General features: G+C 72.4%; 13 protein-coding genes. 3 read left to right on the plus strand and 10 right to left on the minus strand.

From position 1 onward, the window contains the following. Positions 1-30: 30 nt before the first annotated feature. The 6 genes from BKA21_RS07620 to BKA21_RS07645 form a co-directional block, all read right to left on the minus strand. Positions 31-1,080 (minus strand): ABC transporter permease subunit, encoded by a 1,050-nt coding sequence (locus BKA21_RS07620; RefSeq protein WP_140457676.1) that lies wholly within the window; start codon positions 1,078-1,080, stop codon positions 31-33. Then, entirely contained in the window at positions 1,077-2,168 is a 1,092-nt protein-coding gene (locus tag BKA21_RS07625; RefSeq protein WP_203793371.1) for an ABC transporter permease, read from the minus strand. The genes BKA21_RS07620 and BKA21_RS07625 overlap by 4 nt, the downstream gene beginning before the upstream one ends. After that, positions 2,165-3,703, minus strand: a complete 1,539-nt coding sequence (locus tag BKA21_RS07630; protein WP_140457677.1) for a sugar ABC transporter ATP-binding protein — start codon at positions 3,701-3,703, stop codon at positions 2,165-2,167. The genes BKA21_RS07625 and BKA21_RS07630 overlap by 4 nt, the downstream gene beginning before the upstream one ends. Positions 3,704-3,777: 74 nt before the next feature. Next, positions 3,778-4,755, minus strand: a complete 978-nt coding sequence (locus tag BKA21_RS07635) for an ABC transporter substrate-binding protein (RefSeq protein ID WP_140457678.1) — start codon at positions 4,753-4,755, stop codon at positions 3,778-3,780. A gap of 212 nt (positions 4,756-4,967) precedes the next feature. Beyond that, entirely contained in the window at positions 4,968-6,071 is a 1,104-nt protein-coding gene (locus BKA21_RS07640; RefSeq protein ID WP_239072700.1) for a LacI family DNA-binding transcriptional regulator, read from the minus strand. A 99-nt stretch (positions 6,072-6,170) separates the two neighbouring features. After that, entirely contained in the window at positions 6,171-6,671 is a 501-nt protein-coding gene (locus tag BKA21_RS07645; RefSeq protein ID WP_140457679.1) for a MarR family winged helix-turn-helix transcriptional regulator, read from the minus strand. A 112-nt stretch (positions 6,672-6,783) separates the two neighbouring features. Between BKA21_RS07645 and BKA21_RS07650 the strand changes: the two genes are divergently transcribed. Together BKA21_RS07650 and BKA21_RS07655 are read left to right on the plus strand one after the other, a co-directional pair. Beyond that, positions 6,784-7,686, plus strand: a complete 903-nt coding sequence (locus tag BKA21_RS07650) for an NADP-dependent oxidoreductase (protein WP_140457680.1) — start codon at positions 6,784-6,786, stop codon at positions 7,684-7,686. 40 nt (positions 7,687-7,726) lie between these two features. Then, complete coding sequence (locus BKA21_RS07655) at positions 7,727-8,098, plus strand: DoxX family protein (protein WP_140457681.1); 372 nt, start codon at positions 7,727-7,729, stop codon at positions 8,096-8,098. A gap of 43 nt (positions 8,099-8,141) precedes the next feature. Here the strand turns inward: BKA21_RS07655 and BKA21_RS07660 are convergent, their stop codons facing one another. The 4 genes from BKA21_RS07660 to BKA21_RS07675 all read right to left on the minus strand — a co-directional run bounded on the left by BKA21_RS07660 (position 8,142) and on the right by BKA21_RS07675 (position 12,133). After that, positions 8,142-8,786: a YesL family protein gene (locus tag BKA21_RS07660; protein WP_239072699.1), complete on the minus strand. Its 645-nt coding sequence runs from the start codon at positions 8,784-8,786 to the stop codon at positions 8,142-8,144. A gap of 93 nt (positions 8,787-8,879) precedes the next feature. Continuing rightward, entirely contained in the window at positions 8,880-9,815 is a 936-nt protein-coding gene (locus tag BKA21_RS07665; protein ID WP_239072698.1) for a carbohydrate ABC transporter permease, read from the minus strand. Then, entirely contained in the window at positions 9,812-10,705 is an 894-nt protein-coding gene (locus BKA21_RS07670) for a carbohydrate ABC transporter permease (protein ID WP_140458382.1), read from the minus strand. Before BKA21_RS07670 ends, BKA21_RS07665 begins: the two co-directional genes overlap by 4 nt. A gap of 114 nt (positions 10,706-10,819) precedes the next feature. Beyond that, positions 10,820-12,133 carry an ABC transporter substrate-binding protein gene (locus BKA21_RS07675; protein ID WP_140457682.1) on the minus strand — a complete coding sequence of 438 codons (1,314 nt, stop codon included), beginning with the start codon at positions 12,131-12,133 and terminating at the stop codon, positions 10,820-10,822. A gap of 151 nt (positions 12,134-12,284) precedes the next feature. On the opposite strand from BKA21_RS07675, the gene BKA21_RS07680 reads away from it, so the two are divergent. Further along, positions 12,285-13,496: an alpha-hydroxy acid oxidase gene (locus tag BKA21_RS07680; protein ID WP_140457683.1), complete on the plus strand. Its 1,212-nt coding sequence runs from the start codon at positions 12,285-12,287 to the stop codon at positions 13,494-13,496. The last annotated feature ends 52 nt before the right edge of the window (positions 13,497-13,548 follow it).

Below are 13,548 nucleotides of genomic sequence, written 5' to 3' on the forward strand. Positions count from 1 at the left end.
GGCACCTCCCCGCGGGCCCGACGGCACGTCTCAGCGCCGGCGCACGGCGAGCACGCGCTGCAGCACGACGAACGCGAGCAGCACGGCACCGATGAACACCCGCGTCCACCAGGAGTCCAGACCCTCGCGGGCGATGAGCACCTGGATCAGCCCGTAGACCATCACCCCCGCCCCGGTGCCGAGCACGAAGCCCGTGCCGCCGGACAGCAGGGTGCCGCCGATGACGACGGCGGCGATCGCGTCGAGCTCCATGCCGATGCCCGTGAGGTTGAACCCGGACTTGGTGTACAGCGCGAACAGCACGCCCGCGACGCCCGCGCAGGTGCCGGAGATCGTGTAGACCCACACGCGGGTGCGCGCCGGGCGCAGGCCCATGAGGTTGATCGCCGCGCCCTGGTCGCCCGCGCCCAGGCCGTACACGGAGCGCCCGAACCGCGTGTGGTGCAGCACGACGAACGCGATGACCAGCACGGCGAGCGCGACGAGCATGCTCGCGTTGATCCGCCAGGACGTGCGCCCCTCGCCGAACGTGATGTTCCACGCGGCGAGCGCCGAGAACCCGGGGTCGTCGATCTTGAGGGAGTTGACGCTGACGACGTTCGCCAGCCCGCGCGCGAGGAACATCACGGCGAGCGAGGCGATGAAGGGTTGGATGTCGAACACCTGCACCATGACGCCGATCAGCAGCCCGCAGATCGTGCCGATGAGCACGCCGGCGACGAGCACCACGGCCAGCGGCAGCCCGGCCGTGAACATCTGCGCGATGGCCAGGCCGACGAGCGCGACGACGGCGCCGACGGACAGGTCGATCCCACCGGTGAGGATGACGAACGTCATGCCGACGGCCAGCACCAGCAGGTAGGAGTTGTCGACCAGGAGGTTCGACAGCAGTTTCATGCTGACGAAGTCCACGCGGTCGGTGGAGTACCGCTCCTGCCCGACGCCCAGCATGATCGCCAGGGTCAGCAGCGTGCCCAGCACGGGCAGCATCCGCCGGTCGAACCCGCCCAGCGCCCGGCGGGCCCGGTGGACGACGGACGTGGCGGGCCGCTCGGGGCGGACCAGCTGGTCGGCGCTCATGCGGCCACCTGCTCGGCGGGCGCGGGGGCGGCGACGACGGCGCGGCGGGTGCGCCGGAGCATGGCGCGCAGCGTGGGCGAGGCCGCCACGCACACGGCGATGAGGACGACGGCCTTGAACAGCGGGGTCGTCTGCGACGGCAGCTGGAAGATGATGACCGCGCGTTCGAGCGTGCTGAGCAGCATCGCGCCGACGAGCAGGCCGCCGAGGTAGAACCGCCCGCCGTCGAGCTTGGTGCCCCCGAGGACCACCACCATGATCGCGTCGAGCTCCTTCATCAGGCCGATGTTGTTGGCGTCGGCGGCCATGGTCGGCGCGCCGTACACGAGGCCGGCGAGCGCGGCGAGCGCGCCGGCGATGACGTAGACGGTCCACGTGGTGCGCCGCGAGCGGACGCCGGCGAGCCGGCTGGCCTCGCGGTTGATGCCGATCGACTCGAGGAACATGCCGAGCGCGGTGCGGCGCACGACCACGGCGACGACGACGAACGTGACGAGCGCGATGACCACGGGCATGGGGATGCCGAGCACGTACCCGGACCCGATGGTCTTGAACGGCGGGCTGGAGACGGTGGTGATCTGCCCCTGCGTGACGAGCATCGCGATGCCGCGGCCGGCGACCATGAGGATCATCGTCGCGATGAACGGCTGGATGCCCAGCACCGCGACCATCGCCCCGTTGAACGCCCCGCCGAGCGCGCCGACCGCGAGGCCCAGCGCCACCGCGGTGAGCACCGTGCCCAGGTCGGAGGGGTCGGCGGCGGCGTCGAGGTAGGTCAGCGACACGGCCAGCGCGATCGCCATGACGGCCCCGACGGACAGGTCGATGCCGCCGGTCGCGATGACCAGGCACATGCCCAGGGCCAGCAGCAGCGGGGTGGCGCTGTTGCGGGCGAGGTCGACGAGCTGGCCGAACAGGTGGCCGTCGCGGACGGTGACGTCGAGGAACCCCGGGCTGGCGGCCCCGCACGCGAGGAGGAGGCCGACGAGCGCGACGACCGGCCAGAACAGCCCGTGGTGGGTCACCTCCCGCCAGATCTCGGCGCCCCGCGAGGCGGTGGTGCGCCCCGGTGCTGCGGTCATGCTCATGCGTGGGCCCCGCTCTCGGCGATGGTCTCGAGGATGGTCGCGGTCGTGACGTCGTCGGCGTTGACGAGCTCGTCGACCTTCTCGCGGTCGCGCATGACGACGAGGCGCTGGCTCAGGCGCAGGACCTCGTCGAGCTCGGAGGAGATGAAGACGACGGACATGCCGTCCTGGGCGAGCTCGGTGACGAGCTTCTGGATCTCGGCCTTGGCGCCGACGTCGATCCCGCGGGTCGGCTCGTCGAGGATGAGCAGGCGCGGCGCCGTGGCGAGCCAGCGGGCGAGGAGCACCTTCTGCTGGTTGCCGCCCGACAGGTTCCGGATGAGGGCGTTCGGGTTCGGCGGGCTGATCTGCAGCGCGGTGATGTACCGGTCGACGACGTCGTCGAGCTGGCGGCGCGGCACGGGCCGCCAGGCGCCGCGGCGGGCCTGCATCGCGAGCGCGATGTTCTCGCGCACGGTGAGGTCGCCGACGATGCCCTCCTTCTTGCGGTCCTCCGTGGAGTAGGCGATGCCGCGGGCGAGCGCGACGAGCGGGGACGTCAGCCGGGTCAGCGTGCTCTGGACGCGGACCTCGCCGGTGTCGGGGCGGTCCGCGCCGGCGAGCAGGCGGGCCATCTCGGTACGGCCGGAGCCCAGCAGACCGGCGACGCCGAGGATCTCGCCGGCGTACAGGTCGACGTCGAAGGGCCGCACGGACCCGTTCTTGCCGAGCCCGACGACGCTGAGGAACGGCGTCTCCTTCTCGGAGTGGATCGTGATGGTCGAGCGGGCCTTCTCCTCGATCCCGGCGAGCGCGTCGCGGGACTTGCCGATCATGGCGGCGACGAGGTCGCGGCGGGGCAGCTCGTCGATGCGGTGCTCGCCGACGAACCGGCCGTTGCGCAGCACGGTGACGCGGTCGCAGAGCTCGTAGACCTGGTCGAGGAAGTGCGAGACGAACAGGACGGCGACGCCGTCGTCGCGCAGGCGCCGCACGACCCGGAACAGCTCGGCGACCTCGGCGTTGTCGAGGGACGACGTCGGCTCGTCGAGGATGAGCACCTTGGCGTCGACGACGAGCGCGCGGGCGATCGCGCACAGCTGCTGCACGGCGATGGTGTGCGAGCCCAGCATGGAGCGCGGGTCGATGTCGAGGTTGAGGCGCCGCAGGTACTCGGCGGCGGTGCGGCGGGTCGCGCGCCAGTCGATGAAGGGCCCGCGGCGCGGCTCGTGGCCGAGCATGACGTTCTCGGCCACCGTGAGGTTCGCGCAGAGGTTGACCTCCTGGTACACGGTCGAGATGCCGGCGGCCTGCGCCTGGTCGGGGCCGTCGAAGCGCTGCTCGCGCCCGTCGACCTCGATCTGCCCCGAGTCGGTGGCGTAGACGCCCGTGAGCGCCTTGATGAGGGTCGACTTGCCGGCGCCGTTCTCCCCCATGAGCGCGTGGACCTCGCCCGGGAAGAGGCGGAAGGACACGTCGTCGAGGGCCTTGACGCCGGGGAAGGCGATGGAGATGCCGCTCATCTGGACGACGGGGGCGGCGGGTGGTGCGGACATCGGTGTCCTTCCTGCGGGCGGTCCCGGGCGGCCGGTGCGCGGGGCACCGGCCGCCCGGGGGCGTCGCTCGGGCGTCAGTACAGCCGGGCGTCGACGTCGGCCTGGGTGATCGTCTGGTCGAAGGCCGCGTCGATGACGATGGTCTCCTTCGGCACGTCCGCACCGTCGGCGACCTGCGTGATGAGCTCGGCCAGCTGGTCGCCGAACACCGGGTTGCACTCCACCACGTAGTTGAACTTCTTGTCGACGAGCGCCTGCAGGCCGTCGCGGACACCGTCGATGGACACGATCTGGATGTCCTCGCCGGGGACCTTGCCGGCCGCCTCGATGGCCTCGATGGCACCGAGACCCATGTCGTCGTTGTGCGTGAAGATCATCGTCATCTCCGGGTACGCCTGGAGGGCGGCCTCGACGGCCGTCTTGCCCTCGGCACGCGTGAAGTTGCCGGACGCCTTGCCGATGATCTGGTCGCCCACGACCTCGCCGAAGCCCTCCTCGCGGTCGACCTGGGCACCGGAGCCGAGCGTGCCCTGCAGCTCGAAGATCTTGGCGTCGGGCGCGTTCTCCGCGACCCACTCCCCCGCGGTGGTGCCCTCCTGCTTGAAGTCGGCGCCGATCCACGTGACGAACGGGTCCTCGACCGTGGTGTCGACCGTGCGGTCGACGAGCACGACGGGGATGCCGGAGTCCTTGATCTCCTGGAGCACCTCGTCCCAGCCGGTCTCGATGACCGGGGAGAACGCGATGACGTCGACGTCCTGGGCGATGAAGTCGCGCAGGGCCTTGATCTGGTTCTCCTGCTTCTGCTGGGCGTCGACGAACGTGAGGTCGAAGCCGTTCTCCTCGCTGAGGCTGGCCTTGACGGACTCGGTGTTGGCGGTGCGCCAGCCCGACTCCGCGCCGAGCTGGGAGAAGCCCACGCGGATGAGGTCGCCGCCGTCGTCGCTGCTCCCGGTGTCCGTGCTGCCCCCGCCGCAGGCGGCCAGGGCCAGGACGGTGACCGCCGTGAGCGCACCGGCGATGCGGGTGCGGGTGCGGGTGATGCCCATCATGCAACTCCTCCTTGAGCGCAGGGCCGACGTCCTCGTCGGTTGTCCAGCAAGCGTGACGACGACGATTGTGAACGTTCTCATCGGGCGCCGTCAACGGTCCCCCGGTCACGAGGAGGTCTCGGTGTCGTCGCAGGCCAACGACGCCCGACGGCCGGTGTGAGCGGTCACACCGGCGGCGGCGCACCGGGCCGCCGGCGCGGGTCGCCGGCGGGTCAGCCCGGCGCGAGCACCGGCTCGTGACGCCGGGGCGCAGCCGTGCTCTCGCGCACGAGGAGCCGCGGCGAGACCGACACCGACGTCGAGGCGGGCACGCCGTCGCGCGCCGCCAGCAGCAGCTCCACGCACCGGTAGCCCAGCTCGTCGAGCTCCTGGGCGACCGTCGTCAGCGGCGGCACGAAGTGGGCGGCGCCGTCGCCGTCGTCGTAGCCGACCACCGAGACGTCGTCGGGCACCCGCAGGCGCGCGTCGGCGAGGGCGTGCACCACGCCGAGGGCGAGCAGGTCGTTGGCCGCGAAGACCGCGGTCGGCAGCACGCTGCGCCGCCGTCGCACCCGGCTCACGAGCTCCTGACCCACCCGGTAGCCCGTCTCGGCGTCCCACCCGTCGGCCCACAGGGTGCGCGGCGCCAGCCCGGCGGCCGCCATGGTCTCGCGGAAGCCGACCGCGCGGGCGCGGGCGTCGACCCACGGCGACGGGCCGGCCAGGTGCAGCACGTCGCGGTGGCCGAGCTCGAGCAGGTGCCGGGTGGCGATCGTCGCACCGGCCTCCTGGTCGACCGCGACCGCCAGGACCCCCTCGCGGCCCGGCCGCCCCGCGACCACGACGGGGACCGTCGCGTTGGCCTCCAGGACGGCCGTCGCGGCCTCGTCGTGCGAGGCGATGACCACGATGCCGTCGACGCCCTGGTCGAGCAGGTGCTCGATGGCCGCGCCGACCTCGGACTTGCTCTGCAGGTCCACGGTGGTGAGGCTGACGAAGACCCCGCGGGCCCGGGCGGCCTGCTCGATGGCCACGAGGGTGCGGGTCGGCCCGAACAGGTTGGAGCCCGTCGCGACGACCCCGACCACGCCGGTCCGTCGCGTCTTGAGGGCTGCGGCCGCGATGTTGCGGCGGTACCCGAGCCGCTGCACCGCGTCGAGCACCCGCGCACGCGTCTCGCGGGCCACGTTCGGGTGGTCGTTGAGCACGCGCGAGACGGTCTGGTAGGAGACCCCGGCCGCGCTGGCGACGTCGGTGATGGCGGGCGGACGGGGGCGGGCCCGCCCGGGGGCGGAGGTCGCGCCCGGCGCGACGGCCGAGACGTCGTCGACGCCCACGTCACCACCTCCGCCGGTCACCCGCGGGCCCCCCGCAGGCGCCCGGACGAGCCTAGCCGCTGGACCTGCGCGGCGACGCGGACGTCCGGCCCGCGGCGGTCAGGCGTCCTGGCCGCCGCGGGGCGCGCCGGGGCGGCAGCCGGGGTGCAGGTGGTCGAGCAGCCGCGAGCCGATGTGCTCGAGCTGACGGACCTGGGCCGCGGTGAGCTGGTCGAAGACGCAGGTGCGCACCGCCTCGACGTGACCGGGAGCCGTGGCCACCACCTTGTCCCAGCCCTCCTCGGTGAGCAGCGCGAGCGTGTAGCGGCCGTCGTCGGGATCGGGCGTGCGCCGCACCCAGCCGCGCCCCTCGAGCCGGGCGACGATGCGGGACAGGTGCGAGAGCGTGACGTTCGAGGACTCGGCGAGCTCGCTCATGCGGCGCGTGCGCCCCTCGCTCATCGACAGCCACGAGAGCACCTGGTACTCGGCGTGGCTGATGCCGGCGTCGCGCTGCAGCTGGGCGTCGAGCGCGGCCGGCAGCCAGATGAGCGTGCCGGCGAGCGCGATCCAGGCACGCTGCTCGTCGGCGGTGAGCCAGCGGGGGTCGGTCTCGGCCATGCGACCCACCCTACCGCTCGATGACTTGACACGGAAAGTGATCAGGCGCAGGATCACTTTCCACATCAAGTCATCGAGGCCGCACGACGCGGCCGGCCCCAGGAGGAGACCCATGCGTGCAGCGCGCTTCCACGAGTTCGGCGGCCCCGAGGTCCTCGTCGTCGAGGACGCCCCCGAGCCCCGCGCCGGCGCCGGCGAGGTGCGCGTCCGCGTCGCCGCGGCCAGCGTCAACCCGATCGACTGGAAGGTCCGTGCCGGGTACCTCAAGGACGCCATGCCCGTGACGTTCCCCGCGATCCCCGGGCGGGACGCGGCCGGCGTCGTCGACGAGGTCGGCGAGGGCGTCACCGGCGTGCAGGTCGGCGACCGCGTCTGGGGCCTGGGCGGCCTCGGCGGCGCCACCGCGGAGCTCGCGGTGCTGTCGGCGTTCGCCCCCGTCCCGTCCACCTGGACCCTCGAGCAGGCCGCCGCCGCCGGCCTCGCCACCGCGACCGCGACCGCAGCCCTCGACGCGCTCGGGGACCTGGCCGGCCGCACGCTGCTGGTCGAGGGCGCCGCCGGCGGCGTGGGCAGCGCGGCGGTCGAGATCGCCGTCGCCCGTGGCGCCACGGTCGTCGGCACCGCGAGCGAGCGCAACCACGACTTCCTGCGCGAGCTCGGCGCCGTGCCGACCACCTACGGCGAGGGCCTGGCCGACCGCGTCGCGCAGGTCGCGCCGCAGGGCGTCGACGCGGTGTTCGACACCGCCGGCTCGGGCTCGCTGGCCGACCTCGTCGCGATCGTCGGTGACGCGTCGCGCGTCGCGACCGTCGCCGACTACAGCGCGCCGTCCCTCGGCGCGCAGCTGGTCGGCGCCCAGAACGACTCCGCGCAGCTCGTGGCCGCCGCGGCGCTCGGCGAGCAGGGCGCGTACACGCCCCGCGTCGAGCGCACGTTCGGCCTCGACGCGGTCGCCGAGGCGCACGCGTACGTCCAGCAGGGCCACACCCGGGGCAAGGTCGTCGTCACCCTCTGAGCCCGCCCGGCCCGCCCCGCGCCTCCCGAAGGAGTCCCCCGTGCACGTCGCCCTCTGGGTCGTCCAGGCCCTGCTCGCCCTCGCCTTCCTCGCCGCCGGCGGCATGAAGCTCACCCGGCCCAAGGACGCGCTCGCCACCGCCCTGCCGTGGAGCGCCTCGTGGTCCACGCCCGCCCTGCGCGCGCTCGGCGCGGTCGAGGTGCTCGGCGCCCTGGGCCTGGTGCTGCCGGGCCTGACCGGGATCGCCACCGTGCTCACGCCCGTGGCCGCCGTCGGACTCGCCGTCACGATGGCCGGCGCCGTCGTGCTGCACCTGCGCCGCGGGGAGACGTCGGGCGCGGCGCCGAGCCTCGTGCTCCTGCTGCTCGCCGCGCTCGTCGCGTGGGGACGGCTGGGGCCGTGGCCGCTGTGACCGGCCGCTGACGGGGCCCGTCAGATGCCCGCCTGATGCCCGTTCAGGGGGCCGGCGGCACCTGACGGGCCCGGGCCCGGTGCTCGACCGCCACCACCGCCAGGGCGAGCAGCCCCGGCACGAGCACGGCCAGGGGCGCGAGCATCCACACGATGACGCCGCACAGGCCGACGGCCACGAGCAGCAGCCCGCTGCCGACCAGGTCGTCGCCCGTGCGGCGTCCGGCGTCGCGCATGACGTCGCGCCACACCGCGCCCCGGGTCCAGCCGCCGGACGCGCGCAGCAGCACCACGACGAGCAGGACGGCGACGAGCGTGGACACCACGCGCACGCCGGTGCCGCCGGGCAGGTCGCCGGTGCTCGCCAGCACGAGGTTGAACCACAGCAGCACCAGCAGCAGCACCGAGCCGAGGGCGTAGGGCCACACCCCGCGCAGCGTCGCGACGAAGTCGTGCCAGAGGTCCACGACGCGGTCTGTCTCGCCGTTCAGGTGGCGGCGCACGTGCGCCGCGCCGGCGGCCAGCGCGGGCAGGGTCGTCACCACGGGCAGCGCGAGCACGGAGACGCCGAGACCCACCATCAGCACCTCGCTGAACAGCCCGAAGCGTCCGCCGCCGAACGCGGGCCGCAGCTCGGGCGGCGTGGGGGCGCGCGGGGCGTCGGGCTCGCGGTCCTCGGGATCGCTCATGGTCACAGCCTCACACGGTCGACGACGGCGGGACGCACGACGGCCGGCCGGGGTGCCACCACGCACCCGGGCCGGCCGTCCGTGCGGAGGGCGTCAGCCCTTGAGGCCCTGGGTCGCGACGCCCTCGACGAGGTAGCGCTGGAACACCAGGAAGAACAGCAGGACGGGCAGCAGCGCCAGGACGGCCATGGCCATCTGGGCGCCGTAGTCCGACGTGGTGGTCTGGTCGACGAACAGGCGCAGCGCCAGCGGCAGCGGGAACGTGCTCGGCGACGACAGGTAGATCAGCGGCCCGAAGAAGTCGTTCCACGACCAGATGAACGCGAAGATCGAGCTCGTCACGAGCGCGGGCTTCATGAGCGGCAGCATGATCGACCCGAAGATCCGCACGTGCCCGGCGCCGTCGATGCGCGCCGCCTCGTCGAGCTCGCGCGGCAGGTTGCGCATGAACTGGACCATGAGGAAGACGAAGAACGCCTCGGAGGCGAGGAACTTGCCGATGAGCAGCGGGACGTACGTGCCGACCAGGCCGAGCTGGTTGAACACGATGTACTGCGGGATGATCACGACGTGGAACGGCAGCAGCAGCGTGCCGATCATCAGCGCGAAGAAGACGTTGCGCCCGGGGAACTCGATGCGGGCGAACGCGTAGGCGCTCACCGAGCACGAGATCGTGATGCCCACGACCGACCCGACCGCCAGCAGCAGCGAGTTGAGGAAGAACGTCCAGAACGAGACGCCCGCGATGCCCTCGAACGCCGTGACGAAGTTGTCGAACGACGGGTTCGTCGGGATGAGCGAGACCGAGCCGATGATCTCGGCGCTGGGCTTGAGCGTCGAGACACCCATCCAGACCGCCGGGTAGAGGATCACCGCGACGACGGCGAGCGAGACGGTGTGGAACACCACCGACCGCACGCGGCTCGCGGCCACGTGCCTGCGCCGCAGCGCGAGCGAGTCGGCCTCGCTGGGGACGTGCGGACGGTCGGTCACGGTCGGCGCGTCCGCCGGCGTCATCGTGGGGCTCACTTGCCCTCCCCGGAGTAGTGCACCCACCGGTTCTGGGTGCGGAACAGGACGAAGCTGATGGCACCGACGACGAGCACGAGGATCCAGGCCATCGCCGAGGCGTAGCCCATCTGGAAGTCCCGGAAGCCGCGGAAGTACAGGTACAGCGTGTAGAAGAGCGTCGAGCGCGCGGGCCCGCCCGTGCCGGACGAGATGATGAACGCCGACGCGAAGATCTGGAACGCGTGGATGGTCTCGAGCAGCAGGTTGAAGAACAGCACCGGCGAGAGCATCGGCAGCGTGATCTTGACGAACTTGCGCACCGGGCCGGCGCCGTCGACCGACGCCGCCTCGTAGAGCTCGGTGGGGACCTGCTTGAGACCCGCGAGGAAGATGACCATCGGTGCGCCGAACTGCCACACGGTCAGCAGGACGAGCATCGGCATGGTGCGCGAGGGGTCGCCCACCCAGCCGCCGGCCGGCAGGCCGAGCACCTGGCCGACCTGGTCGACGATGCCGTTGTCGATGAACATCGCCTTCCAGACGATGGCGATCGAGACGCTGGCACCGATGAGCGACGGGGCGTAGAACGCGGACCGGTAGAAGCCCTGGCCGCGGCGGCTGTTGTTGAGCAGCATGGCCACCGCGAGCGCGGAGATCAGCTTCAGCGGGGTGCCGAGCAGCACGTACGTGCCCGTGACCTTCCACGCCTGGATGTAGTTCGGGTCCTGGAAGAGGCGGACGAAGTTGTCCAGCCCGACCCACTCCGGGGCGTTGAACAGGTTGTAGTTGGTGAACGCCAGGTAGAGCGAGGCGAGCATCGGGCCGGCGGTGAGCAGGAAGAACCCGACGAGCCAGGGGCTCAGGAAGGCGTAGCCGGCGCGGGTCTCGGCGGCTCTGCGACGGCGCATGCCGGCCTGGGACGCGGGTGTCCCGGTCGTGCGTGCCTCGGCGGTGAGGGTCACGGTGGTGTCCGATCGTCCGGGGGTGCGGCCCGGGCAGCGTCGCCCGGGCCGCACCGGGTGTCACATGATCGCGAGGTCGGCCTCGGCGAACCACTCCTCGGCGAACTGCTCCGGGGTGATGGTGCCGTAGCCCAGGTTCTCGCCGAGCTCGAGCCACTTGGCCTCGATGGTGCCGAAGCCCTTGACGGGGATCGGCGTCGTCTCGGTGACCTGCTCAGCGACGGCCTCCTCGTACGCGATGACCTTCGCGTCGACCGAGCCCTCCTCGGTCTCGACGGCGGCACGCTGGTCCGCGTCGGCCGGGACGCCCTTGGAGGTGCCGAAGATGCGGCCGACCTCGGGGTCGGTGAGCAGGAAGTTCACCAGCGTGGCGGACGCCGCGGCGGCCTCGGTGTTCGCGCCGATGGAGTAGAGCATCGACGGCTTGAGGAAGAGCGCCTTCTCGCCGGGCTCGACCGACGGGATCTGGGTGATCTCGATGGTCTCGGTGCCCGAGTCGGCGACGTAGCCGGCGAGGAAGTTGTCCCAGCTCATCTCGGACGCGGACTCGTTGGCCGTGAACCCGCCCAGCGGCTTGAGGGCGACGCCGCGCTCGACGGGGTAGGTCGCCCCGGCCTCGCGCAGGTCGGCGGTGAGGTTGAGGAACTCCACGACGTCGGCCTCCTCGAAGCCGAGGGTGCCGTCCTCCTCGAAGGGCGTGACGCCGTTCTGGAGCAGCCACTGGATGAAGAACCAGAACGTGCCGGTGTAGTCGCCCGCGCCGTAGATGCCGTAGCCGTCGGCGGTCTGCTCGCCCGCGGCCGCGACGTCGGCGATGAAGTCGTTGTACTCGTCGAAGGTGTACGTCTCGGCGTCGGGGAACTCGGTGCCGGTCTGCTCGAGCAGCTCGGGGTTGTAGAACATGCCGAGCGTGTTGGTCGACGTCGGGATGCCGATGGTCTTGCCGTCGAGCACGCCCGCCTCGAGGAGCGTCGGGTCGAAGCCCGAGGTGTCGATGGTGCCGTCGTCGAGGAGCTCCTGCAGGTCGAGCAGCTGGCCGCTCTGGTTGAACTCGCGCAGGTACGACAGGTCGAACTGCATGACGTCGGGCAGGTTGCGCCCGGCGGCCTCGGTGGAGCGCTGCGTCCAGTAGTCGGGGAACGCGGCGAACGTGCCGTTGACCGTGATGTTCGGGTACTGCTCGGAGAACAGCTCGAGGGCCTCGTTGTACCGCTCCGCGCGGTCGTCGTTGCCCCACCAGGTGAAGTCGATGGTGACGGGGGTGTCGTCGTCGACGCCGGCGCCGCTGGTGTCGGCCTCGCCGCCGCTGCAGGCCGCGAGGCCGAGTGCGGCGACGGCGACGACGGTCGCTGCCTTCAGGACGGGTCGCTTCATTGCGATGAGCCTCCTTGCTCGGGGGTGAAAGCGCATTCCGCACGCTAGGTGGGCCGTGGACGGGGTGTCAACGCTTCGCCGTGAAACGTTACAATCCTGTGGCCCCCAGGGGCAACCTCCGCCCGACGACGCGCACCGAGGGGACCGTGACGTGACCCGACGCCAGCTGCCCAAGTGGTCCGAGCTGCAGCCGTTGCTGCAGCCCAAGCCGCTCCGGCTCGACCCGACCGCCCGGCGCCTCGAGGACGCCCTGACCGTCGCCGACCTGCGACGCGTGGCCAAGCGCCGCACACCCCGGTCGGTCTTCGACTACACCGACGGCGCCGCCGAGGGCGAGGTCACGCTGCGCCGCGCGCGCCGCCTGTTCCGCGACCTCGAGCTGCGCCCGTCGGTGCTGCACGACGTCTCGCACGTCGACACCACGACGCAGTACCTGGGCCGCCCGTCGGCGCTGCCGTTCGGGTTCGCCCCCACCGGGTTCACGCGGATGATGCACCACGAGGGCGAGCGCGCCGTCGTGCGGGTGGCCGAGCGCCACGGCATCCCCTACGCGCTGTCGACCATGGGCACGACCTCGATCGAGGACGTCGCCGCCGCCGCGCCGGACGCGCGCAAGTGGTTCCAGCTCTACGTCTGGAAGGACCGCGCCGCGGGCGAGGACCTCATGGCCCGGGCCAAGGAGGCCGGGTACGAGGCCCTCATGCTGACCGTCGACGTGCCCGTCGCGGGAGCACGCCTGCGCGACGCCCGCAACGGGTTCTCGATCCCCCCGGCGCTCACGCTGAAGACCGTCGTCGACGCCGGCATGCACCCCGCGTGGTGGATGAACCTGCTCACCACCGAGCCGCTGCAGTTCGCGTCGCTCAGCTCGTGGGGCGGCACCGTCGCCGACCTGCTGGACAAGCTGTTCGACCCCACCATGACGATCGCCGACCTGGAGTGGCTGCGCGCGTCGTGGGACGGTCCGCTCATCATCAAGGGCGTGCAGACGGTGGAGGACGCCCGGCGCGTCACCGATGCCGGGGCCGACGCGGTCGTCCTGTCGAACCACGGCGGGCGCCAGCTCGACAAGGCCCCCGTGCCGCTGCGGCTGCTGCCCGACGTCGTGGAGGCCGTCGGCGACCGCACCGAGGTGTGGGTCGACACCGGCATCACGCACGGGTCCGACGTCGTCGCCGCCCTCGCCCTGGGCGCACGGGCCACCCTCGTCGGCCGCGCGTACCTGTACGGCCTCATGGCCGGCGGCGAACGGGGCGTGGACCGTACCGTGCAGATCCTCCAGCGCGAGGTGCGCCGCACCATGGCGCTGCTGGGCGTCAACGACGTCGCGTCGCTGGGCCCGCAGCACGTGCGCCTGCCCTGACCGCCCGGGCGGGCCCGGCACTCCCCCGGGCCCGCCCGTCCCGACCCGCGCG

Origin of the sequence: Cellulomonas oligotrophica (genome assembly GCF_013409875.1) — a bacterium.
Classification (GTDB): Bacteria; Actinomycetota; Actinomycetes; order Actinomycetales; family Cellulomonadaceae; genus Cellulomonas; species Cellulomonas oligotrophica.

Coding starts and splice junctions, on each gene's coding strand:
- BKA21_RS07660 (WP_239072699.1), bottom strand. CDS start 8,786: ATGAGCGATCCCGAGGACCGCGAGCCCGACGCCCCGCGCGCCCCCACG.
- BKA21_RS07670 (WP_140458382.1), bottom strand. CDS start 10,705: ATGCGCCGTCGCAGAGCCGCCGAGACCCGCGCCGGCTACGCCTTCCTG.
- BKA21_RS07650 (WP_140457680.1), top strand. CDS start 6,784: ATGCGTGCAGCGCGCTTCCACGAGTTCGGCGGCCCCGAGGTCCTCGTC.
- BKA21_RS07675 (WP_140457682.1), bottom strand. CDS start 12,133: ATGAAGCGACCCGTCCTGAAGGCAGCGACCGTCGTCGCCGTCGCCGCA.
- BKA21_RS07645 (WP_140457679.1), bottom strand. CDS start 6,671: ATGGCCGAGACCGACCCCCGCTGGCTCACCGCCGACGAGCAGCGTGCC.
- BKA21_RS07620 (WP_140457676.1), bottom strand. CDS start 1,080: ATGAGCGCCGACCAGCTGGTCCGCCCCGAGCGGCCCGCCACGTCCGTC.
- BKA21_RS07625 (WP_203793371.1), bottom strand. CDS start 2,168: ATGAGCATGACCGCAGCACCGGGGCGCACCACCGCCTCGCGGGGCGCC.
- BKA21_RS07630 (WP_140457677.1), bottom strand. CDS start 3,703: ATGTCCGCACCACCCGCCGCCCCCGTCGTCCAGATGAGCGGCATCTCC.
- BKA21_RS07635 (WP_140457678.1), bottom strand. CDS start 4,755: ATGATGGGCATCACCCGCACCCGCACCCGCATCGCCGGTGCGCTCACG.